Annotated in this window: 21 protein-coding genes; 13 read left to right on the top strand and 8 right to left on the bottom strand. The window is 65.0% G+C overall.

The genetic code is table 11. The annotated features are described in order from the left end of the window. Positions 1-3 precede the first annotated feature (3 nt). A complete protein-coding gene (locus ACLEJP_RS08705; protein WP_440805575.1) occupies positions 4-978 on the bottom strand; it encodes an NAD(P)H-quinone oxidoreductase in 975 nt (324 codons plus the stop codon). Between the two features lie 143 nt (positions 979-1,121). Here ACLEJP_RS08705 and ACLEJP_RS08700 point away from each other — a divergent pair, with 143 nt between their 5' ends. Next, a complete protein-coding gene (locus ACLEJP_RS08700; protein ID WP_440805573.1) occupies positions 1,122-3,203 on the top strand; it encodes a carboxy terminal-processing peptidase in 2,082 nt (693 codons plus the stop codon). A gap of 117 nt (positions 3,204-3,320) precedes the next feature. Next, positions 3,321-4,325, top strand: coding sequence for an EAL domain-containing protein (locus ACLEJP_RS08695; protein ID WP_440805572.1), 1,005 nt, complete (start codon positions 3,321-3,323; stop codon positions 4,323-4,325). Here the strand turns inward: ACLEJP_RS08695 and ACLEJP_RS08690 are convergent. From ACLEJP_RS08690 to ACLEJP_RS08675, 4 genes are all read right to left on the bottom strand, one after another. After that, positions 4,307-4,675 carry a hypothetical protein gene (locus ACLEJP_RS08690; RefSeq protein WP_013971408.1) on the bottom strand — a complete coding sequence of 123 codons (369 nt, stop codon included), beginning with the start codon at positions 4,673-4,675 and terminating at the stop codon, positions 4,307-4,309. The two genes, ACLEJP_RS08695 and ACLEJP_RS08690, sit on opposite strands and share 19 nt — an antisense overlap. Continuing rightward, on the bottom strand, positions 4,672-5,010 hold the full coding sequence (locus tag ACLEJP_RS08685; RefSeq protein ID WP_225776728.1) for a helix-turn-helix domain-containing protein: 339 nt from the start codon (positions 5,008-5,010) through the stop codon (positions 4,672-4,674). The genes ACLEJP_RS08690 and ACLEJP_RS08685 overlap by 4 nt, the downstream gene beginning before the upstream one ends. 119 nt (positions 5,011-5,129) lie before the next feature. Then, positions 5,130-5,570, bottom strand: coding sequence for a YkvA family protein (locus ACLEJP_RS08680; RefSeq protein WP_440805569.1), 441 nt, complete (start codon positions 5,568-5,570; stop codon positions 5,130-5,132). Between the two features lie 294 nt (positions 5,571-5,864). After that, positions 5,865-6,629, bottom strand: coding sequence for an FKBP-type peptidyl-prolyl cis-trans isomerase (locus ACLEJP_RS08675; protein WP_225776726.1), 765 nt, complete (start codon positions 6,627-6,629; stop codon positions 5,865-5,867). Positions 6,630-6,898: 269 nt separating this feature from the next. On the opposite strand from ACLEJP_RS08675, the gene ACLEJP_RS08670 reads away from it, so the two are divergent. From ACLEJP_RS08670 to ACLEJP_RS08620, 11 genes are all read left to right on the top strand, one after another. Further along, complete coding sequence (locus tag ACLEJP_RS08670) at positions 6,899-7,636, top strand: helix-turn-helix domain-containing protein (RefSeq protein WP_440805566.1); 738 nt, start codon at positions 6,899-6,901, stop codon at positions 7,634-7,636. Positions 7,637-7,820: 184 nt separating this feature from the next. Then, the gene (locus ACLEJP_RS08665) at positions 7,821-8,894 is read left to right on the top strand and encodes an SDR family oxidoreductase (protein WP_440805563.1); all 1,074 of its coding nucleotides are present in this window, start codon (positions 7,821-7,823) and stop codon (positions 8,892-8,894) included. 4 nt (positions 8,895-8,898) lie between these two features. Continuing rightward, positions 8,899-10,155 (top strand): aspartate aminotransferase family protein, encoded by a 1,257-nt coding sequence (locus tag ACLEJP_RS08660; protein ID WP_440805561.1) that lies wholly within the window; start codon positions 8,899-8,901, stop codon positions 10,153-10,155. 9 nt (positions 10,156-10,164) lie between these two features. Then, positions 10,165-10,608: a type II toxin-antitoxin system RatA family toxin gene (locus tag ACLEJP_RS08655; RefSeq protein WP_440805559.1), complete on the top strand. Its 444-nt coding sequence runs from the start codon at positions 10,165-10,167 to the stop codon at positions 10,606-10,608. A gap of 4 nt (positions 10,609-10,612) precedes the next feature. Continuing rightward, entirely contained in the window at positions 10,613-11,758 is a 1,146-nt protein-coding gene (locus ACLEJP_RS08650; RefSeq protein WP_440805557.1) for an acyl-CoA dehydrogenase, read from the top strand. Further along, positions 11,755-12,582: an SDR family NAD(P)-dependent oxidoreductase gene (locus ACLEJP_RS08645; protein ID WP_225776720.1), complete on the top strand. Its 828-nt coding sequence runs from the start codon at positions 11,755-11,757 to the stop codon at positions 12,580-12,582. Before ACLEJP_RS08650 ends, ACLEJP_RS08645 begins: the two co-directional genes overlap by 4 nt. Positions 12,583-12,592: 10 nt before the next feature. Beyond that, a complete protein-coding gene (locus ACLEJP_RS08640; protein WP_440805554.1) occupies positions 12,593-13,564 on the top strand; it encodes a fatty acid desaturase in 972 nt (323 codons plus the stop codon). A 38-nt stretch (positions 13,565-13,602) separates the two neighbouring features. Then, positions 13,603-14,403 (top strand): DUF3050 domain-containing protein, encoded by an 801-nt coding sequence (locus ACLEJP_RS08635; RefSeq protein ID WP_440805552.1) that lies wholly within the window; start codon positions 13,603-13,605, stop codon positions 14,401-14,403. A gap of 73 nt (positions 14,404-14,476) precedes the next feature. Continuing rightward, entirely contained in the window at positions 14,477-15,541 is a 1,065-nt protein-coding gene (locus tag ACLEJP_RS08630) for an HlyD family secretion protein (protein WP_440805549.1), read from the top strand. Then, a complete protein-coding gene (locus ACLEJP_RS08625; RefSeq protein ID WP_440805548.1) occupies positions 15,538-17,109 on the top strand; it encodes a DHA2 family efflux MFS transporter permease subunit in 1,572 nt (523 codons plus the stop codon). Before ACLEJP_RS08630 ends, ACLEJP_RS08625 begins: the two co-directional genes overlap by 4 nt. Next, entirely contained in the window at positions 17,079-18,425 is a 1,347-nt protein-coding gene (locus ACLEJP_RS08620; RefSeq protein ID WP_440805545.1) for a TolC family outer membrane protein, read from the top strand. Before ACLEJP_RS08625 ends, ACLEJP_RS08620 begins: the two co-directional genes overlap by 31 nt. Here ACLEJP_RS08620 and pcaQ read toward each other — a convergent pair. The 3 genes from pcaQ to nirB are packed head-to-tail and all read right to left on the bottom strand — an operon-like array spanning position 18,416 to position 22,321. Continuing rightward, positions 18,416-19,348: a pca operon transcription factor PcaQ gene (gene pcaQ, locus ACLEJP_RS08615; protein WP_440805542.1), complete on the bottom strand. Its 933-nt coding sequence runs from the start codon at positions 19,346-19,348 to the stop codon at positions 18,416-18,418. The genes ACLEJP_RS08620 and pcaQ overlap by 10 nt on opposite strands. Positions 19,349-19,406: 58 nt before the next feature. Beyond that, the gene (gene nirD / locus ACLEJP_RS08610) at positions 19,407-19,769 is read right to left on the bottom strand and encodes a nitrite reductase small subunit NirD (RefSeq protein WP_440805540.1); all 363 of its coding nucleotides are present in this window, start codon (positions 19,767-19,769) and stop codon (positions 19,407-19,409) included. Next, complete coding sequence (gene nirB / locus ACLEJP_RS08605) at positions 19,769-22,321, bottom strand: nitrite reductase large subunit NirB (protein ID WP_440805538.1); 2,553 nt, start codon at positions 22,319-22,321, stop codon at positions 19,769-19,771. The genes nirD and nirB overlap by 1 nt, the downstream gene beginning before the upstream one ends. Between the last annotated feature and the right edge of the window lie 259 nt (positions 22,322-22,580).

Below are 22,580 nucleotides of genomic sequence, written 5' to 3'. Positions count from 1 at the left end.
GAATTAACAGGTGGCAGGTTGATCCATGGGCTCTATGATGACCACCAGTTTGCCTGCAATCTGGTTGCTCGCCAGCTCATCGAGTGCCGCTTGCGCCTGCTCGATCGGGTAGGTTCTGACCAGTTGTGGATCCAGACGGCCCTCGCTGAACAATGGCCAGACATCCTTGCGCAAGGTGCTGATCAATTCGGCCTTGAAGCTGTCATCGCGATTGCGCAATGTGGACCCCTGTAACTGAATGCGCTTGGTCAGTATCTGGGCCAGGTCCAGTTCGAACGAGCGCCCACCCATCAGGCCGATGAGCAGCCAGCGACCATCACGTGCCAGCAGTTTGAGGTTGAGCTCGCCGTAGCCCGCACCGACCGGGTCGAGAATCACATCGAACGGCCCGAAGCCTTCCAGCGCGTCAAGGTTCTCATTGCGCACCACGCCACCGGCGGCGCCGAGTTTCTCGCAGTAGGCCAGGCGCTCCTGCGAACCGACGCTGACCCACACCGGGCTGCCGAATGCCTTGCACAATTGGATAGCGGCCGAGCCAACGCCACTGGCACCGGCGTGCACCAACACCTTCTCGCCAGCCTTCACCCGACCAAGCTGGAAGATGTTCAACCAGGCGGTGGCGTAGACCTCCGGCAACGCTGCGGCTTCATACAGGCTCAGGCCTTCGGGTACCGGCAGCACGTGGCGGGCATCCACCACCACTTCTTCGGCCATGGCGCCGCTGGCCAGCAGCGCGCATACCCGATCACCCACCCGCCAGTCGGCGCCTGCCCCTACCTCGCTGACCACCCCGGCGCACTCCAGGCCCATGTAGGGGCTGGCGCCTGGCGGTGGCGGGTAAAGGCCCTTCATCTGCAGCAGATCGGCGCGGTTCAGCCCCGCTGCGGCTACGCGAATGCGCACTTGGCCCGCATCACAGGCCGGGCGTTCGGCCTCGACCCAGGCCACATGTCCGTCAACGCCTTGCAATGCCTTCACAGTGCCTCCATAGTTGAATCATATGACCGAGCCTGGGAATGCTACGTCCCAGGCTTTTTGCAGTATGCGTCCGGTTTTTTGCAACCGGCGAACGGAAAAGACGGCCTACTATGCGTGATCAATTGCCTCCACGTCGAATCAGCATGAAGCATTTCCTCCCAAGCACCGCCCTGGCGCTGATGATCGGCCTGGGCGGCCTCGCGCTCGGCGGCAATGCGGCGGCCGCCAACAAGTGGGACAGCCTGCAGCCGGACCGTGACGAGATCGTCGCCAGCCTCAACGTGGTGGAACTGCTCAAACGCCACCACTACAGCAAGCCGCCGCTGGACGACGCCCGTTCGGTCATCATCTATGACAGCTACATCAAGCTGCTGGACCCGGCGCGCAGCTACTTCACCGCCGCCGACATCGCCGAATTCGACCAGTGGAAAACGCAATTCGACGATTTCCTCAAGAGCGGCAACCTGGATCCGGGCTTCACCATCTACAAGCGCTACCTGGACCGCGTCAAGCAACGTCTGGACTTCGCTCTGGCCGAGCTGGGCAAGGGCGTGGACAAGATCGACTTCAGCGCCAAGGAGAGCTTGCTGATCGACCGCAAGGACGCCCCATGGCTGAAGGACCAGGCCGCACTCGACGAGCTGTGGCGCAAGCGGGTGAAGGACGAGGTGCTGCGCCAGAAGATCGCCGGCAAGGAACCCAGGCAGATCCAGGAAACCCTGACCAAGCGCTACAAGAACCAGCTGGCGCGCCTGGACCAGACCCGTGCCGAAGACATCTTCCAGGCCTACATCAATACCTTCGCCCAGTCCTACGACCCGCACACCAACTACCTGTCGCCGGACAACGCCGAAAACTTCGACATCAACATGAGCCTGTCGCTCGAAGGCATCGGCGCGGTGCTGCAAAGCGACAATGACCAGGTCAAGATCGTGCGCCTGGTACCGGCAGGCCCGGCGGCCAAGACCAAGCAGGTGGCCCCGGCCGACAAGATCATCGGCGTGGCCCAGGGCAACAAGGAAATGGTCGACGTGGTCGGTTGGCGCCTGGACGAAGTGGTCAAGCTGATCCGCGGCCCGAAAGGGTCGGTGGTGCGCCTGGAGATCATTCCGGCCAGCAATGCCCCTAGCGACCAGACCAGCAAGATCGTGTCGATCACCCGCGAGGCGGTGAAGCTCGAAGAGCAGGCGGCGAAGAAGTCGGTGCTCAAGCTCAAGCAGGACGGGCGTGACTACAAGCTGGGCATCATCGAGATCCCGGCCTTCTACCTGGACTTCAAGGCCTACCGCGCCGGTGACCCGGAGTACAAGAGCACCACGCGTGACGTGAAGAAGCTGCTCACCGAACTGCAGAAGGAAAAAGTCGACGGCGTGGTCATCGACCTGCGCAACAACGGCGGCGGCTCGCTGCAGGAAGCCACCGAACTGACCAGCCTGTTCATCGAGAAAGGCCCGACCGTGCTGGTGCGCAACAGCAACGGCCGCGTCGACGTGCTGGAAGATGAAAACCCCGGCGCCTTCTACAAGGGCCCGCTGGCCCTGCTGGTCAACCGCCTGTCGGCCTCGGCGTCGGAGATCTTCGCTGGCGCCATGCAGGACTACCACCGGGCCTTGATCATCGGTGGCCAGACCTTCGGCAAAGGCACCGTGCAAACCATCCAGCCGCTCAACCATGGCGAGCTGAAGCTGACCCTGGCCAAGTTCTACCGGGTTTCCGGGCAGAGCACCCAGCACCAGGGCGTGCTGCCGGACATCGACTACCCGTCGATCATCGACACCAAGGAAATCGGCGAGAGCGCCCTGCCCGAAGCGATGCCGTGGGATACCATCCGCCCGGTGGTCAAGCCAGCGGCCGACCCGTTCAAACCGTTCCTGGCCCAGCTCAAGGCGCAGCATGAAGCGCGCAGCGACAAGGACGCGGAGTTCACCTACATTCGCGACCGCCTGGCCCTGACCCAGAAGCTGCTGAACGAGAAAACCGTCAGCCTCAACGAGCAGGACCGCCGCGCACGCCATGATGAAATCGAGGCCAAGCAGCTGGCGCTGGAAAACATCCGCCGCAAGGCCAAGGGTGAAGAGCCGCTGAAAGAGCTGAAAAAAGAGGATGAGGATGCCTTGCCGACCGAGGATGAAAACACCAAGCCGGAAGACGACGCCTACCTGGCGGAGACCGGTCGCATCCTCATCGACTACCTCAGTGCAAGCACCAAGGTGGCCAAGAAGTAACAACGGCAGCAATGATGGCAAATTAACGTGACCTGTCATCAAACAGTCATCGCGCTGTCGTGAAATAGAGGGGCCGGGCGTGCAAGCGTCCGGCCCTTTCATTTTCAGGAATCCGTCATGACCGTCGTCGAACAGCTCAGTGCCTTGGGTGCCATCCTGGCTCAACGCAGCATTCACAGTCTGTTCCAGCCGATCATGCGCCTGAGCGAACAACGGGTGTTCGGCCATGAAGCGCTGAGCCGCGGCCCGTCCAACAGCCCGCTGCACGCTCCGCTGAACCTGTTTACCATCGCCCGCCAGGCCGGGCGCCTGACCGAGCTGGAGGCCGCCTGCCGGGAAAGCGCCTGCCGGCGGTTCAGTGAACAGCAGCTGCAGGGCCAGCTGTTCCTCAACGTCTCGCCCGAGTCGCTGCTGGAACCGGACTATCCCTCCGGCCAAACCCTGAAACTGCTCGAACAAGTCGGCCTGGCGCCCAGCCGAGTAGTCATCGAGCTGACCGAACACACCCCGACCGACGACTTCCAGCTGCTTTCCAATGCCCTGCACCATTACCGCGACATGGGCTTTTCGATTGCCATCGATGACCTCGGGGCAGGCTATTCCAGCTTGCGCCTGTGGTCGGAACTGCGCCCCGAATACGTCAAGATCGACCGCCACTTCATTGACGGCATCCACCGCGACCCGCTCAAGCGTGAGTTCGTCGGTTCGATCCTGCAGATTGCCCGGGCGTCAAAGGCACAGGTGATCGCCGAAGGCATCGAGCTGGCGGAGGAGCTGGCGGTGTTGGTCGAGATGGGTGTGGACCTGGTGCAGGGCTACCTGCTGGGGCGGCCGCAGGAGTTGGGTGTGCGCGAAAGCCGGGCGCTACCGGTGTCGACGCGTGTACGGCTGGCCGCACAGCCTACGGTGCAACTGAACGCCACGATCGGGCAGCTGCTGGAATTGTTTGGTCGTCATCAGCACCTCAACGCCCTGGAAATGGTGGATGCCGAAGGCAGGCCATGTGGGCTGATCCACAGGCATACCTTGCCGGTAATGACTGCTTCGCGGGCAAACCCACTCCCACAGCGGGTACCCGCGCAGCGGCCGGAACAGGTGATCAATCAGGCCGTTTCGGGATAGCTGTACTCGAACACCCGGACAACTTCGGAAGCATGCCACGATGCCGCCTCCATGCCATCGACCGGCCCGGAGAAACGGCCCAGGCGCTCCACGCACTCGAAAAAGCCGGTACGCGGCAACCGGCTGGCACCTTGGCTGATGACCAGCGAGCTGCGCAGTGGCTGCTCGGCACGGGCATCCAGCACCGCCAGGTACTCCAGCGCGGCGGTCAGTGTCTGCATGGCCGGGCTGGGCAGTTGCAAGCGCTCGATCAGTGCACGGTAAGTCAGCAAGTGACGTTGACGACGGGCCAGGTCAAGCTCGCCCAGCAGGTTATCCCAGTGCTGACGGCTGATCCTGACCTGGCTCATGACGGCTCGCTCCAGCCGGCCACGCCCAGATGCCAGGCCAGGGCGCGGCGGATGGCGGCATCCGGTTGGCGTTCGCCTGCCTCGATCATGGCCAGGTAAGCCGGGCTTACCCCGACGTTGCGCGCCAGTTGCTCAGGCGCGATGCCCTTGGCCTGGCGAATCTGTGCGACTTCACTGAATGCCGGCAAGGGTGCGCTGGCAGCGGCACTGCCCGCATCCCGCGCAGCCGCCTCGGCAGGCGCCTGCCCTGCTGCCTTGAGCAGCGCCTGGTAGTCCTCCCAGGGAACCACGGCGTACTCGGGTTGACCGTCCCGGCTGATGACCTGAATACCCATACAAACCCCTCAGTAAGGATTACTGCATGTAATCCATAGGCATAACCCTTATGCCAATTATATGACCAACTCTGGGGTCTGTGCAGTCGAGCTGCAACCAGGTGTCGCTCAGGCCGGTTTCACTGCGTCTTGCGCTCGAGCTGCAAGGCTTCCGGGGTGGTCGGCAGGCGTTCGACCACGCGCAGCCGCTCGGGCGCCTGGCTGTCGCGCCAGGCCTTGAAGCGCGCCAGCTCGTCAGCCACGGTCTTCAGTACCCAACCCAGCACGGCGATGTCGTCAAGCAAGCCCACTCCCAGCAGCCAGTCGGGGATGGCATCGATAGGGCTGACGAAATACAGCAGGCCGGCGACGATGGTGACCAGGGCCTTGGCGCTGATGGCGCGGTACTCACCACGCCACCAGGCCAGGCACAGCGACTGTAACAGCTTCACATCTTCCCGCAGCTGGCCGAGGCGCGGGCCTTTGCGGGCCACCGCGAACAACAGGGCCGGCAACCGGCCACGGCTGAGCAGGCGCTCGGCCAGGGGCAGGAAACGGGTGAAATTCCAGGGTGCGCTCATGTAGCCTCCAGGGCGGAAGGTTATCCACATTTATTGTGGATAACCTTGTGAACAGGGCGAGGTTTCCGACCGCAGGTGCCTGCCAGGCAAGGGCCCCGGTCAGATCGGGCGTTTTTTACACAGTCGTTTCACAGCGTGCGTATGTGTGCAGCGCAAACGATTTGTGCCAGAAGCGTCCTGCTTCTTCACGCTGCATTTGCTCGGACAGTATCAGCTGTTGCAGGTTCGTCCAACCATCCGGCACAAACGAAAACGCCCCGTCGGGACGGGGCGTTTTGCAGGGGCCAGCCAGTGTTACTTGGCAGGTGCCTCGGCTGGAGCTTCGGCCGGGGCCTCGGCTTCCGGCTCGGCGCCTTGCAGCTGGGCCGGGTCCTTGATGGCGATCAGCTCAAGGTCGAACACCAGTACCGAATTGGCCGGGATCAGCGGGCTCGGGCTTTGTGCGCCGTAGGCCAGTTCCGCCGGGATGAACAGCTTGTATTTCTCGCCAACGTGCATCAGCTGCAAGCCTTCGACCCAACCCGGGATCACACCGCTGACCGGCAGGTCGATCGGGCTGCCGCGCTCGACGGAACTGTCGAACACCTTGCCATCGATCAGCTTGCCTTCATAGTGGACGGTAACCACGTCGGTCGGCTTGGGCTGCGGGCCGTCGGCCTTCTTGACCACTTCGTACTGCAAGCCCGAGGCCGTGGTGACCACGCCTGGCTTCTTGGCGTTTTCCTCAAGGAACTTCTTGCCGGCAGAAGCGGCTTCTTCGCTGGCCTTGGTCAGGCGTTCCTCTGCGCGTTTTTGCAATGCGGTGAAAGCCTCGACCAGCTCTTCATCCTTGATACGCTGTTCTTTCTTGCCGACGGCGTCTTCGATGCCGAGGGCGACTGCTTTCGAGTCAAGGTCTTCCATGCCTTCCTGAGCCAGGCTTTTGCCCATGTTCAGGCCGATACCGTAGGAGGCTTTCTGCGCCGGAGTCTTCAGCTCGGGGCTGCTGGTCTGTTGATCACAGCCAGCCAGTACCAGGCCTACCAGGGCAACCGCAGCCGCCAAACGATGTTGTTTCATGTGATTTCCTTGTTCATGCGCCATAAGGGCAATCAGGGTAAAGCCGCGAGCTTATCAGGCGTCCCCGACCCATGGCTACCGGCATAAGAGCGGGCAGACACGGATTAGTTCCACAGCCATGCACGCGGCAAAAAGGCGTTGAGGAAGGCCAAAGGTGCTTCGTTACGTTTTGTGTCGACCAAGATATACCATAACGCTATCATCTGCCGCGTTCAGAATACTGGCCCGGGCGCGGCCAGGCCATCCAGCACAGGTTTCAGGGATGCACGATGAGATGGGATGGAGCCGTAACCTTCGGTGATTACTGGCTGGGCTATATCGGCAAGACCGACCAGACTGCCGCCCACGCCCACGTTGCCATTCAGCTGTGCATCGGCCTGCGCTACGACATCACGGTGGAGTTCGGCAACCACGTCCTCACCGCGCCCGGAGTATTGATCGGGCCCTCTGTCGACCATCGCTCGCTGCCCAACCCAGGCCGTGTTGCCTTTCTCTACTTCTACCCCGACGCGCCCCTTGGCCGTGCGTTGAAGGCCCTGCTCGACGACAGCGGCACGGCAGCGATCAGCCCCGATATTGTCGATTGCGTGCGAAACGCGGCCAACTTCAATGACGTGGTCCGGGCCCTGGAGATCAAGCTGGTACCGCTGGACAGCTTCGACCCGCGTTTGTCCAACGCCCTGCACCTGCTGCGCCAGGACTGCGCCGGCATCGGTGCGGTATCGCGTGCGGCCAGTGCGGTTGGCCTGTCCAGCCCGCGCCTGCGCTTTTTCGCCACGCGGCAGATGGGCGTGCCGCTGTCGCAATGGATCATCTGGCGCAAACTCGAACGGGCCTGCCATGCCCTGGCCAACGGCGCCAGCCTCAGCGATGCCGCGATTGACGGTGATTTCGCTGACCAGGCCCACCTCACCCGCATGATGCGGCGCATGGTTGGCATGTCGCCAAGCCGCGTTGCCGCGGTGCTGCGCAATACAAGCGATTCGTTCAAGAATCAGCAGTTGTAAGACGCCATTATCCCGCCCAGCCCACGCCAATCGGGGTCTCCACCACCAGGCGCAGGGGCGCTTGCCGGCTGCGTGACAACAGTCGGCTTTTTTAATCGTTCCGCTCCTGGCGCCCCTGAAAGGCTGCCAGGCGGACGGCTGCCATGCCACTTCATCAACCTTAGCGAGCAAGGAGTGCTAGCCAATGTCAGGACCCACGCGGCTGACCGTTTTCCTCACCGGTGGAGCCGGTGTACTGGGCGATACCCTGATCGACCAACTGGCCGAGCGCTATCACCTGATCTGCCTGACCCGCCGCAGCAGCATCAACCACCCCGGGGTCGAGACCCTGCACGGTGACATCTGCCAACCGCGCCTGGGCCTGTCCGGCACGGATTACCTGGCATTGACCAAGCGGGTCGACTGGGTCATCCACTGCGCAGCCATCACCCGCCTGGATGGCCACGCCGAAGCCGTGTTCTCGGTCAACTACCAAGGCACCGAGCAGGTGCTGGAATTCGTTCGCGACGCCGACGTACCGCTGTATCACATCAGCACCGCCTTCACCCACCCGTGTGACTATCACCCCGGGGTGATGCCTTCGACCCCGTACGAAGAGGTCAAGCGCCAGGCCGAAACCCTGGTACGAGAGGCAGGCGTACCGGTGTCGATCTTCCGCCCGTCGATCATCATCGGCGACAGTCACAGCGGCCACATGCCCATCCTGCAGGGTTTCCACCTGACCATGGGGCTGATGATGTCGGGCTACCTGCCGATCATCCCTTGCCCGGAAGCCGGGCGGGTCGATGTGATCGCCCGCGATGTGGCAGCGGCCGGCATCGCCAGCGCCCTGGACCAACGCCTGATCGGTGACGACTACTTCCTCAGCAACGGCCCGCAGGCGCTGGATATCCGTACCCTGCTCGACCTGATGTGCGCGGAAATGCAGGACCAGGGCAAGCCCTTCCAGCGCCCGCGCTGCATGAACCCGGACATCTACGAACGCCTGGTGCGCCCGGTATTCCTGCCCGCCCTGGAAGAGAACATCCGCGCCGCCCTCGGCCGCGCCACCCAGTTGTGCCGCTACGCCAGCCTGCTGCAGCCGCTGCCCAGCTCGCTGGAGCAACTGTTGCCGGCGCAGCGCCTGGCCCGCCGTTCGCCACGCCAGGAGCTGGCCCTGACCCTGGCGCGCCTGTCGCCCAAGCTTTCGGCCATGCAGCGCATGTTGAAGATTCCGGTAGCCGGCGAGCGCCGTGGCGAACTGGCCATGGAGGCCTGAGACGATGAACAGCTTCACTCCCTTGCCCGAAGGGCTGGACGCCGAGCGCGTGCGCGCGCAGTACCGTGACCATGTCAATGCCGGCTATGCCCGCCTGGCGTCGATGATGAACCTGCCCATCGAGGTGGCTGGCGAAGGCGTCTACCTGTTCGACATGGACGGCAACCGCTATCTGGATGCCGGTGGTTATGGCGTGTTCCTGCTTGGCCATTCGCACCCGCAGGTGGTCGGGCAGGTCAGCCGCCAGCTGCACAGCCACCCGATGGCCAGCAAGCTGCTGCTCAACCCGTTCCAGGCCCAGGCCGCTGCAGCGCTGGCTGCGGTATGCCCCGACCCGCTGCAGTACGTGTACTTCTGCAACTCGGGTACCGAAGCCACCGAGGCGGCGCTCAAGCTGGCCTGGCTCAACGGTTGCCAGCAGGTGATCTCGACCCGGGGCGGCTACCACGGCAAGACCCTCGGTTCGCTGGCGGTCACCGGACGAGAGCTGTACCGCTCCCCGTTCGCCGAGCGCCTGGGCGACAGCCACTTCGTGCCCTATGGCGATGCCGAAGCGCTGGGCCGACAATTGCAGGCCCAGCCCGCCCGCGCCTGCGTGATCCTCGAACCGGTCCAGGCCGAAGCGGGGGTGATCGTGCCCGAGCCCGGCTACCTGCAGCAGGTACGCCAGCTCTGCGACCAGTACGGCGCGGTGCTGATCGCCGACGAGATCCAGTCCGGCATGGGCCGCACCGGGCGCTGGTGGGCCTGCGACCACGAGGGCGTGGTCGCCGACATCCTGCTGGTCGGCAAAAGCCTGTCCGGTGGCTGCGTGCCGGTCAGCGCCATGGTCTGCACTGCCGAAATGCAGGCACCGCTCAACCGCAACCCGTTGATGCACACCTCCACCTTCGGCGCCAACCCGCTGGCCATGGCCGCAGTGATGGCGACCCTGGACGTGATGCAGCGCGACCAACTGGTAAGCCGCGCCGCGGCACTGGGGCAACGCCTGCGCCAAGGCCTGCAGGCGCTGCTGCGCCAGCACCCGCGTGGCGCCGAGGTGCAGCTGCGCAGCGCCGGCCTGCTGCTGGGCCTGGAGTTCGCCGACGCCGGGCTGGCAGCCAACATGGTCATGCACCTGATCGACCAACGCATCGTGGTCAACCATTCGCTCAACGATCACCGGGTAATCCGCCTGACACCGCCAGCCTTGTACAGCGACAGCGACGTCGAATGGCTGCTGGGCGGTTTCGCCCGCGCCCTTGCCTGCACCTTCGAATAGGAAACCGAAATGAATGAAGTCAGCCTGAACGCCCATGTTCCCAGCCAGAGCGCCCAGCAGGTCTACGCGGCCATCAGCAATTTCAGCGTCTACCCGCAGTTGTGCGAGTCGGTGCGCAACATCGAGATCGAGACCATCGCCGAGCACGAAGTACTGAGCCACTGGGAGGTGAATTTCCATAGCGGCATTCTCAAGTGGCAGGAACGCGATGTCTTCGACCGTGACAACCTGCACATCCACTTCCGCCAGACCGCTGGCGACATCGAGCACTTCTCCGGCTCGTGGCAAGTCAGCGAAACCGACGGCGGCGCCAGCATCGCCTTCCGCTCCTGCTTCGACCTGGGCCTGCCGATGCTGGCCGACATGCTCGACCCGGTGGCCCGGCAGGCGATTCGCGACAATATCAGCGCCATCATCCATGGCCTGTTCCCGAACAGCCAGATCCAGGAGTAATGCCATGCCTTTGTCCCTTCTGAACAACGCCCGGCAAACGCTGCAGCGCTTTGCCCCGGGCTTCGCCAACCTGCTGCTGGAACTGCCATTCGAGCAGCGCGAGGCCGCCGGCAGCCCGCTGGTGGACTGGTTCAAGCGCAGCGGCCCGGTTGCCTTGCTGGTCCCCGAGGCTGGCGGTGGCCTGGGCGCCAGCGCCTGCGAAGCGCTGCAGGTGCAGCTTGCCCTCGGGGCGTTGTCGCCCTCGCTGGCGGTGGCCAGCACCATGCATCAGTTTTCCGTGGCCAGCCTGGTCGCGGTTGCCGCCAATGGCGCCGGCGCCGAAGGCCTGCTGTTGTCGGCCATCGCCCAGCAGCGTCTGCTGCTGGCCTCGGGCTTCGCCGAGGGCGTGCCCGGTGGCGGCATCCTCGATGCCGGCATGGAGGCGGTGCAACTGGCTGATGGCGTGCGTCTGAGCGGCAGCAAGCAACCGTGCAGCCTGAGCACTTCGATGGACCTGCTGACCGCCAGCTTCAGCCGGGCCGGCGAGCACGGCGAGGAACTGATGATTGCGCTCATTCCGGCCAATGCACCGGGCATCAGCCACCACCCGTTCTGGGGCAACAGCGCCCTGGCGGCGGCGCAAAGCCAGGAGTTGCGCCTGGAGGATGTCTACGTCAGCGACAAGATGATCTTCTCCGCCGGGCTGAAGTCGCAGCTGGGCGAGGTACAGACCATCGGTTTCATCTGGTTCGAGCTGCTGATCAGCGCCAGTTACCTGGGGGCGTGCATGGGCCTGGTGGAACGGGCTGTCGACGAGCGCCGCTGGAGCGACCAGCAGCGGGTGCAGCTGGCCTGCCAGCTGCAACTGTGCCTGAGCGCGCTGGAAGGCCTGGCCCACGAAGTGGAGCAGCTGCAAGACGACGCCGATGACCTGCTGGCGCGCCTGCTGCTGGTCCGCTACGGCATCGAGCAACAACTGGCCAGCGCCTCCGACCTGGCCCACCAGATGCTCGGTGGCCTGGCCTTCATCCGCTCGAACCAGGGCTGCGACTGGCTGGCCAGCACCCGTGGCCTGCAGTTCCACCCGCCTGGGCGATTCAGCATGACCGCCAACCTCGACCGCTACCTGCAAGGCGCCACCTTCAGCATTGCCAATGGAGTCACCCCGTGAAACTGCTCAACAAGATCGTCGTCATTACCGGCGCGGCACGTGGCCTGGGCCTGGAAACCGCGCGCAAGCTCAAGCGTCAGGGCGCGACCGTGATCGGCATCGACCGGCTCGAACCGCACACGGCATTGAATTTCGATGCCTACTACGTGCTCGACCTGTGCGACCGCGAACGCCTGGATGAAGCCGCCGCCTCGATCCTGGAGCGCTTCGGCGACATCGACATCCTGGTCAACAATGCCGGGGTGCTGACCCTCGAACGCGGCGAGACCGGGGTAACCGAAGACGTGCGTCGCGCACTGGAGGTCAACCTGCTGGCGCCCTGGCAACTGACCTCGCGGTTCTTGCCGGCGCTGCTGCGCACCCGCGGCAAGGTGGTCAACGTGTCCTCGCTGTTCGCCCTGGTGAACGCGCCTTACGTCGCGGCCTACGCCACCAGCAAGCGCGCCATGAGCGCCTATTCGGATGTGCTGCGCATGCAGTACCCGGGGCAGCTGGACGTGGTGACGGTGTTCCCCGGGTTCATCGACACCGCCATTCACGACCCGGCGGAGCGGGTCGGCCTGTCGGTCAAGCGCCTGGTCAGTTTCAAGCGCGGCGACCGCGTGCTGCTGTCGCTGGAAGAGAAGCTCGATGACGCCAGCAACGGCCTGGTGCGTGCCTGCACCCAGCGGGGCCTGCGCAATCGCGGCCTGACCTTCCTCGGCAGCGTGGCCATGTATACCGCCCGCTGGTTGCCGAGCCTGGTGGACGCCTTCATCGGCCTGCGCCTGCGCAGCCTGAGCAAGGCCGGGCAGCTGTCGCTCAAGCCTGAACTGATCGACTGAGGCCAGGCCGATGACGCAACTGGCACTGGACAAGCCCACGCTGCGCCCGGACCGCAGCCTGCTCAAGCCATCGGCACTGGAAACCAGCCTGGTGGTCGGTTATGCGCTGCTGCTGTTCGCCGTACCGCTGGCGCTGGTAGTGGCCATCCTCAGCCAGGCGCCACAGGCATGGCCGCTGGCCCTGCCGCTGCTGGTGCTGGCTGGCTACGGTCTGTTCCTGCAGGGCATCCTCGGCCACGAGGGGTTTCACTTCAACCTCAGTGACAACCGCCTGTACAGCTGCCTGCTGGCGGTGCTGCTAAGTTCGATGCTCACCGGCTTCTGCGTCACCGGCTACTTCGTCGACCACTGGCAGCATCATCGCTACAACGGTAGCCCCAGGGACCCGGACTGGCGCCTGCTGCGGCGCTATCGCCTGGCGCTCACCCGGCTGCTGCTGTCACGCCTGCATGTGACCGCCTGGTACCTGTTGCAAACCGTGCGCCTGGCCCTGCCCGGCGCCAAGGTCAGCGGCACCCTGCCGCTGCCGGACCAGCAGATCCGCCTGCTGGCCCGGGTCAACCTGGCCTGCCTGCTGTTGTGGCCGGCGCTGTGGCTGGCGCTGGCAACCCGCTGGCCGTTGCTGCTGCCCGCCGTGGCCGGGTGCCTGCTGCTGGCATTGCTGGTTTCGGCCCTCAATGCCTACCAGGAACATGCCTTCGAGGCCAGCGTTGCGCTGCCGGTGGCACGCTCGCGTACGGCCTGCCTGAGCACCCTGCTACACCTGGGCTCCAACTACCACCTGGAGCACCACCTGTACCCGCGGGTGCCGTGCTGGCGGCTGCCACGCCTGCATCGCCAGTTGCTCGCCAGCGGCTGGTACGAAGGCCGCCAGGCGTTGCTCGAACCGCGTTTCTTTGGCGCCTTGCGCTACTGCAAGGCACGTTTCCCCTATGCCGGAGCCTGGCAGGCAATGCCACCACCCGGCCGCTCAGGGCAGTGATCCGCCCGCAGCCTCACCACACACTCAAGGAGCCGAGTATGTCTTTTGACGTAGATGAACTGATTGAAAATGAACGTCGCACCCTGCTGGCACACCCGCTGTTCGCCCGCATCAGCACACTGGATGACGTGCGCCTGCTGATGGAAAACCATGTTTTCGCGGTGTGGGACTTCATGACGCTGCTCAAACGCATCCAGCGCGACCTGACCTGCGTCAGCCTGCCCTGGCTGCCACCCCGGCACATCATTGCCGCGCGGCTGATCAACGAGATCGTCATCGGCGAGGAAACCGACGAACACCCCGACGGTGGCTTCATCAGCCACCTCGACCTGTACCTCAGCGCCATGGATGAAATTGGTGCCGATACCGGCCCGTTCCGCCAGTTCCAGTCCCTGCTGCAAGCGGGTGTGCCACTGGCCCAGGCGCTGACCAACGTAGACATCCCGTTGCCGGCCAAGGTGTTCGTCAGCAAGACCCTCGACGTAGCCCTGCATGGCTCGACCGAGCAGGTACTGGCGTACTTCTTCTTCGGCCGCGAAGACATCATCCCCGACATGTTCACCGGCCTGCTGCAGCGCTGGGCCATCGATGAAACCAGCGTGCCGATGCTCACCTACTACCTCAAGCGCCACATCGAGATGGACGGCGACGATCACGGCCCGGCAGCCAAACGCATCATCACCGAGATCGTCAGCGAGCCGGCACAACAGCAGGCCCTGGCCAAAAGCGCCGCCGATGCACTGGTGGCCCGCACGGTACTGTGGGACGGCGTGCTCGAACTGCTGCAACAGCGGGCCAGCGCCAGTGGCCAGGCCGCTTGCGCGGCCGCCGCCAGCTGAGTGGCGGCCCCTGCCTGCGCCAGCTGCGGGCAGGGGCAGCGGCCCCATAACGACAAGGACGAGAGCGTGTGACATGGTGAAAGGCAAGTACGCCAAGTGGGCAGTATCGGCGCTGGTCATCACTGGCCTGGCAGTGCTGGGGCTGCAACGCTGGCAATACGCAAGGCAGTACGTCAGCACCGACAACGCTGAAGTGGAAGGGGTGATCATCCCCATTCGGGCCCGCTTGAGTGGCGTGGTGGTGCAAGTGCCGGTGCACGAGAACACCCGGGTGAACAAGGGTGACCTGCTGTTCCAGGTGCGCGACGACGAATACCTGCAGCGGGTCGAGCAAGCCCAGGCCAATTACCTCGGCGCCCTGGTGGCTACCGGCCAGGGCGGCATGCCCGGCCTGATCGACAGCCAGGTGCGCAGTGCTGCGGCGCGCAGCCAGGCGGCACAGGCCACCATCGGCCAGCTGGTGGCCAATGTCGAACAGGCGCGCAGTGACTACCAGCGCAGCCAACGCCTGGCCGAACAAGGTGTGGTCAGCATCCAGGACCTGGAAGCCGCACGGGCCCGCTTCAATGCCCTGAACCACCAGTTGCAGGCGGCCCGCGACAACTCCACCGCGGCCCGTGAAGGCGCCTTGGCCAACAAGGCCGCCCTGAAAGTCGAAGAGTACCGGATCAAGGCCGCCGAATCGGCACTGGCCTTGGCCCGCATCGAACTGCAGGACACCCGCCAGGCCTCGCCGCGGGCCGGGGTCATCGTGCACAAGGACGTACAGCCCGGGCAGTTCGTCGTGGCCGGGCAGAAGCTGCTGAGCCTGGTCAGCACCGAGCACATGTGGGTGGTGGCCAACTTCAAGGAAACCCAGATCGCCCGCATACGGGTCGGCCAGCCGGCACGCATCAGCGTCGACGCCTTCCCGGGGCAGCAGTTCGAAGGGGTGGTGCACAGCCTGGTACCCGCCACCGGCGCACGCTTCTCGCTGCTGCCACAGGAAAACGCCACCGGCAACTTCACCAAGGTGGTGCAGCGTATCCAGGCGCGCATCGAGTTCCGCCAGTTGCCCACTGCCACGCAGCAGGCGCTCAGCCAAGGCATGAGCGTGTTCGTCGAGGTCGATACCCGCGACAGCGGGCAGACACTATGAAATCGCCCTGGCTGGTGGCCGTGACGGTCACCCTGATCTCGATGATGGAGCTGCTCGACGTGACCATTGTCAACGTCGCCATCCCAAGCCTGATGGGCAGCTTTGGCGCTTCGGTGGACGAAATTTCCTGGGTCTCGACCGGCTACATCGTCGCCAACGTGGTGATCCTGCCGGCCAGCGGCTGGCTGTCGGCCTGGTTTGGCCGGCGCCGCTACTACTGGGTGTCCTCGGCATTGTTCGTGCTGGCTTCGCTGGGTTGCGCAGTGTCGCAGGAGCTTTGGCAGATGGTGCTGTGGCGCGTGGTACAGGGCCTGGCCGGAGGCGGCCTGCTGGGCATCTCGCAGGCGATCATCTACGACGTGTTCCCCAAGGAGAAGGTCAGCGCCGGCCTGGCCTTGTACGGCGTCGGGGTGATGATGGGGCCGACTCTCGGCCCGTCGGTGGGCGGCTACCTGATCGACGAGTTCTCCTGGCACTGGATCTTCCTGATCAACCTGCCGATCGGTGCGCTGGCGCTGCTGCTGGCCTGGCTGTGCGTGGGCGACTCGCCCAACGAACGGCGCCCACGCAGCATCGACTACCTGGGCTTCATCCTGCTTGCCATCGGTGTCGGCAGCTTGCAGATCCTGCTGGAGCGTGGCGAGCACTGGGACTGGCTGGAGTCCGACCTGAGCCTGCTGTGCCTGGCCCTGGCGCTGCTCGGCCTGCTGGGGTTCTGCTACTGGGAGCGGCGGGTAGCCAACCCGATCGTCAACCTGGCGCTGTTCAACAACCGCGAGTTCCTGCTGGGTTCGGTCTGCGCCTTCTGCGTCGGCTTCGGCCTGTACAGCACGCTGTTCATGGTGCCCCTGCTGTTGCAGACGCTGCTTGAACAAAGCGCCTACCAGAGTGGCCTGGTGATCTTCCCCGGGGCCTTGGCCAGCGCGGTCAGCACCCTGGTGATCGGCAAACTGTCGCAAGAGAACCGTATCGACGAGCGCTACTTCATCTGCGTGGGCATCCTGGTCTACGGCTACGCCATGTACCTGCACACCCAGTTCACCCTGCAAAGCAACCCCGACACCCTGTACTGGCCGCTGATCATCCGTGGCTTTGGCCTGGGCATGATCTTCGTGCCGCTGACCAACCTGGCCATGCGCCAACTGCCGGCGCAGCTGATTTCGGTGGGCTCCGGCGTGCTCAACCTGATGCGCCAGCTAGGCGGCAGCGTCGGCATCGCCATTGCCGCCACGCTGCTGACGCGGTTTTCCTGGGCGCGCTACCGGCAGCTTTCCGAGCACGTCGACGAAAACACCCTGCTCGCCAGTGGCTGGGACCTGGCCGACCTCGACCCACGGCGGCTCTCCACCGACTTGCTGGGTGCCGACCAGGCCAATGCCGTACTGGCCTTTTTCCAGGCCCGGGAGCAGGCGCAGATGCTCGGTTTCAGCATGCTCTTCGGTCTGCTCGGCGCAGTGATGCTGATCGGCGTGCCAATGGTGCTGCTGATGCGCAACCCCCGCCAACCCAAGCCCTCACCTGCAAAGGAGTCCGTGACGTGTTCGGACAAAGCACACGAATCCGCCTAGGCGTGCTGGCCCTCACCCTGTTCGGCACAGGCCCCGTCCAGGCCCGCGACCTGTACCAGACCTACCAGCAGGCCCTGGGGCATGACATGGCCTATGCCGCGGCCCAGCAACGCCAGCTGGCGGCTGCGCAGAAGGCTCCGCAAGGGCTGGCCAGACTGTTGCCGCACCTGTCCCTGGAAAGCGGCGCAGCCTGGGTCGACCGCGAACACAGCGGAGCGGCCAGCCGCGACCGCGACAATTCCAACGCCTACGCGCTGGTACTGGTCCAGCCGCTGCTGCGCTGGCAGAACGTGATCGGCCATGAACAGGGCAAGGCCCTGGCAACGGCGGGCGAAATCGACTTGCTCGCTGCACGCCAGGACCTGATGCTGCGCGTGGCCGACGCCTACTTCGAGCTGCTGCTGGCCGAGGACCAGCTGGCCACCAGCCGCCAGCAGGTCCGAACCCTGGCTCAGCAACTGGACAAGGCACAGCGCTTCCGCCGCGAGGGCTCCGGGACCGAGAACGAGGTGCAGCGCATCCAGGCGCGCTACGACCTGGCGCAGGCCGAGCAGATCGCCGCCGGCAATGCCTTGCGCCTGAACCAGCAGGCGTTGGCCCGCCTGACTGGCAGCACGCCGGGCGAACTGGCCAGGCTTGACGACCAGGTGGCGTTCAGCGGCCCGCAGCCGGCCCGCCTGGATGCCTGGACCGAACAGGCACGTCAGCACAACCTGAAGGTGCAGGCCGCCGAAGTGCGCCAGCTGATCGCCGAACAGGAGGTGGACAAACAACAGGCCGGGCACCTGCCTACCCTCGACCTGGTGGCGGCGCATGGCCGTTTTGCCTCGGTCGGTGGCAGCCTGTACGACGTTACCGTGCCGGAAGAGAAGTACACCCAGACAGTGGTTGGCGTGCAACTCAGCGTGCCGCTGTATGCCGGTGGCGGTACCCGGAGCCTTACCCGCGAAGCCCGTGCCTTGCAGGGTGCCGCCGAGGATGAACTGGAGGATGCCAGGCGCGAGGCGGACTTCATGGCGCGCCAGGCCTACCTCAACCTGACGGGCGGCATCAGCCAGTACCAGGCCCTGCAGCAAGCCTTGCGCTCCAGCCAGAGTGACCTGCAGATCACCACGCATGCCTTCGAGGCCGGCGCGCGGATCAGCAACGATGTGCTGGATGCCGAGCAGCAGCTGACCCGCACCCGCCTGCAACTGGCCCGTCAGCGCTACGCCATCGTGCAGGCCCAGCTACGCCTGATGGCGGCCAGCGGCAGCCTCAGCGATGACAGCCTCAAGGCCATCAACGCCCTGCTGACCGCACCGCTTCAAGGATAGGCACCGTCGCGGTACTGCCCGGCCACTTCACGCAGCACCTCGCATACCCACTGCCCGGGAAGGCTCTGTGGCAAGGCCGCGTTGCGGCAGATGCCGACCGAGCCGCCCGGCTCGCGCACGCCCAGGTCGAGTTCGGCCAGCTCGCCACGGCGCAAGTCGAGCAGCACCGCATCGCGCGGCGCCACCCACAGCGCATCGCTGCCCAGCAGGTAACGCCGGCTCAGGGCCAGCGACAGGGTTTCCAGACGCTGTGCCGGCAGCTGGATGCCGCATTGCACGAACAGGCTGTCGGCATGCTGACGGATGGTGGTACCGGTCGGCGGCAACACCAGCGGGTAACGCCCGACCTGGGTCCTTTCAACCGGCGCGCTGGCCAGCAGCGGGTGGCCCGGGCGTACCACCAGGCTCATCGACTCGCTGTACAGGTGCTCGAAAGACAGCCCCTGAATCTGTGGGCTGTCGGTCATGCGCCCGACCACCAGCTCCAGCTCGCCCAGGCGCAACTGGCCGAGCAGCTGCGCGCTGGCCCCGGTGACGACACTGATCACCAGCGCTTCATGGCGCTGGTGCAGGCGGCACAACACCTCGGGCATGAGCAGCCCTTCCACCGTGGACAGCACGCCAATGCGTACCTGCGACGGCGCCCGCGCTTCGCCGCGCAGGCTGCTGACGCCATCGCGCAGGGCTTGCACGCTGGGGCCGGCATAACGCATGAAGCGCGTGCCGTCCGCGGTCAGCTCGACGCCCTGGCGGCTGCGCGCGAACAACCGCGTTTGCAGCAGGTCTTCGAGTTCCCTGAGGGTCTTGGAGATGGCCGGCTGACTGATTGCGAGCACGTCGGCAGCCCTGGCCAGGCTGCCCTGCCGGGCAATCTCCAGGAAGCACAGGAGGTGGCGGTACTTGATGCGGGTGTCGAGGTTCATGGGCGCAAGCTTAACGCATTGCACTCGTCGCGGTGTTTTCGCAGCCGACAACAACGCATCAATCCACCGCCAGCTCCACCGCACGCCCCCTCAAGCGCACCGGCCACACCCGCAAGCGCTGCGCCGAATCCTCCAGGCATTGCCCGCTGTGCAGGCTGAAATGCTGCTTGTACAACGGCGCCGCCACCACCAGTTCGCCTTGCAGCGTGCCCACCAGCCCACGGCCGATGACATTGGCCCCGGAACGCGGGTCACGGTTGTCCACCGCGTACAGCGGTTGGGCCTGCCCCGGCAGGTAGAACAGCGCCACCTGGGCGCCATCGAGCCACACCACTACCCCCGAATCGGCTACCAGATCCTCGGCCAGGCACACCGTTTGCCAGTTCACGCGGGTTTTCACAGCAGCATTGGACAGGTTCATCACACAGCCTCCTCGACGGTTGGGATCAGGTGCAGCGCTGCTGCAGGCCGGCGCTGCTCGCGTTCGCGCACGAAGTGCACGTCCGGGTCAGCGCGGCGGTCATTGACGAAGGTACGGAAGCGCTTGAGTTTTTCCGGGTCGTTCAGGGCGTTGGCCCACTCGCACTCATACTGCTCGACCACATGCTGCATCTGCGCTTCCAGCTCGCCCGCCAGGCCCAGGCTGTCGTCGATGACCACCTGCTTCAGGTAGTCCAACCCGCCCTCCAGGTTCTCGCGCCACACCGCGGTGCGCTGCAGCTTGTCGGCGGTACGGATGTAGAACATCAGCACCCGGTCGATCAGGCGTACCAGGCTTTCGTCGTCGAGGTCGGTGGCGAACAGTTCGGCGTGCCGCGGGCGCATGCCGCCGTTGCCGCACACATACAGGTTCCAGCCTTTCTCGGTAGCGATCACGCCAATGTCCTTGCTTTGCGCCTCGGCGCATTCACGGGTGCAGCCGGACACTGCGAACTTGAGCTTGTGCGGGCTGCGCAGGCCCTTGTAGCGGTCTTCCAGGCGCAGCGCCATGGCGACGCTGTCCTGCACCCCGTAGCGGCACCAGGTGCTGCCCACGCACGACTTCACCGTGCGGGTCGACTTGCCATAGGCGTGGCCGGTCTCGAAGCCGGCCTCGATCAGCTCGCCCCAGATCAACGGCAGCTCGTGCAGTTGGGCGCCAAACAGGTCGATACGCTGGCCACCGGTGATCTTGGTGTACAGGTCGTACTTCTTCGCCACCTGGCCGATCACGATGAGCTTGTCCGGGGTGATTTCCCCACCGGGAATGCGCGGCACCACCGAGTAGGTGCCGTTCTTCTGCATGTTGGCCATGAAAGTGTCGTTGGTGTCCTGCAGCGGCACCAGCGCCGGGTCCATGATCGGCTGGTTCCAGCACGAGGCGAGGATGTTGCCCACTGCGGGCTTGCAGATGTCGCAGCCAAGCTGCCCTTTGCCATGGCGCTGGAGCAGTTCGCTGAACGTACGGATCCCCTCCACCCGCACCAGCCCGTAGAGCTCCTGGCGGGTATAGGCAAAGTGCTCGCACAGGCTTTTGTCCACCGCCACGCCGCGGGCGCCAAGCTCATGCTCGACCACCTGCTTGAGCAGCGCTGCGCAACCACCACAGCCAGTCGCGGCCTTGGTGCAGCCCTTGACCGCGGCCAGGTCGCCACAGCCGCTGTCGATGGCGGCACAGACCGCGCCCTTGCTGACGTTGTGGCAGGAGCAGAGGGTGGCGCTGTCGGGCAGCGCATCGGCGCCCAAGGCTGGTGCTGCCCCCCCTTGCGGCAGGATCAGCATCGCCGGGTCGGCCGGCAGGGCGATGCCGTTCTGGGCGTATTGCAGCAGGGTATCGTAGTAACGGTTGTCGCCAACCAGCACCGCGCCGAGCACGCGCTTGCCGCTGGCGTCCACCACCAGCCGGCGGTAGGCGCTGTTGGCTTCGTCGATGAAGCGGTAGCTGCGCGCGCCTGGGGTGGCGCCGTGGGCATCGCCGATCGAGCCGACATCCACACCCAGCAGCTTGAGCTTGGTCGACATGTCGGCACCAGTGAATTCGCCAGCAGTTTCCCCCACCAGCAACGCGGCCAGGTTGCGTGCCATGCTGTAGCCCGGGGCGACCAGGCCGAATACGCTGCCGTTCCACGAGGCGCATTCGCCGATGGCAAAGATGCGTGGGTCGCTGCTGCGGCAGTGGTTATCGATCACCACCCCGCCACGCGCCGCGATCTCCAGGCCGCAGGCTCGGCCCAAGGCATCCTGCGGGCGGATACCGGCAGAAAACACGATCAGGTCGGTTTCCAGGTGCTCGCCGCCAGCGAAGTTCATGCGGTAGCGGTAATCTTCGCCGGCACTGATCGACTGGGTGGCGCGCGACAGGTGCACGCCTACCCCCAGGGCTTCGATCCGCGCCTTGAGCGCGGCACCGCCCTCACCGTCCAGTTGCACCGGCATCAGCCGTGGGGCAAATTCCACCACGTGGGCTTCCAGGCCCAGCGACTTGAGGGCGTTGGCCGCTTCCAGGCCGAGCAGGCCACCGCCCACCACCACGCCACGGCGGGCACTGGCGGCGGCAGCGCGAATGGCGTCGAGATCATCGAGGGTGCGGTAGACCAGACGAGCATCGCCGCTGGAGCCTTCGATCGGCGGCACGAAGGGGTACGAGCCGGTGGCCAGCACCAGCTGGTCATAGCCGTAGCGGCCCTCGGCGGTGACCACTTCGCTGCGCTCCCGGTCGATTTCCAGCACCGCTTCACCGAGGTGCAGGTGCACGCCGCTGGCGCTGTAGAAGTCCTGCCCGCACAGGGCGAGGGTTTCGGCGCAGCTGCCGCCGAAGTACTCGGACAGGTGCACACGGTCGTAGGCGCGTTGCCGCTCTTCGCCGAACACATGCAGCTCGAAGCGCTGCAGGGCGCCGCGGCTGACCAGTTGTTCGACACAGTGATGGCCGACCATGCCGTTGCCGACGATGATCAGTCGCTCTCGTTGCCCGCTGCTCGCTGTTGCCTTCATAAGCCGATCCTCGATCAAAAAAAAGGCGCCTGGAGCCGAAGCTCCAGGCGCCTTTGCCTGTATCCATCACGGTAGGGGGCCCGGTTGATCGCCGTTGATCAGTGGGCATTGTTGTAATGGGTGTGAAGCAGAGAGTGTGCCAACCGGGCGGCCCTGTACCGGCCTTGTCCCGAGTAAGCCCGCTGCTCAGGGCTTTCCGGCGTTTTCAGGCCTGCGCCCCACCTGTGCGAGCGGGTTTACCCACCAAGAGGCCGCAACA

This window comes from Pseudomonas sp. SMV7, assembly GCF_052041995.1.
Lineage (GTDB): Bacteria > Pseudomonadota > Gammaproteobacteria > Pseudomonadales > Pseudomonadaceae > Aquipseudomonas.
This window is presented reverse-complemented; position numbering and strand designations above follow the sequence as displayed.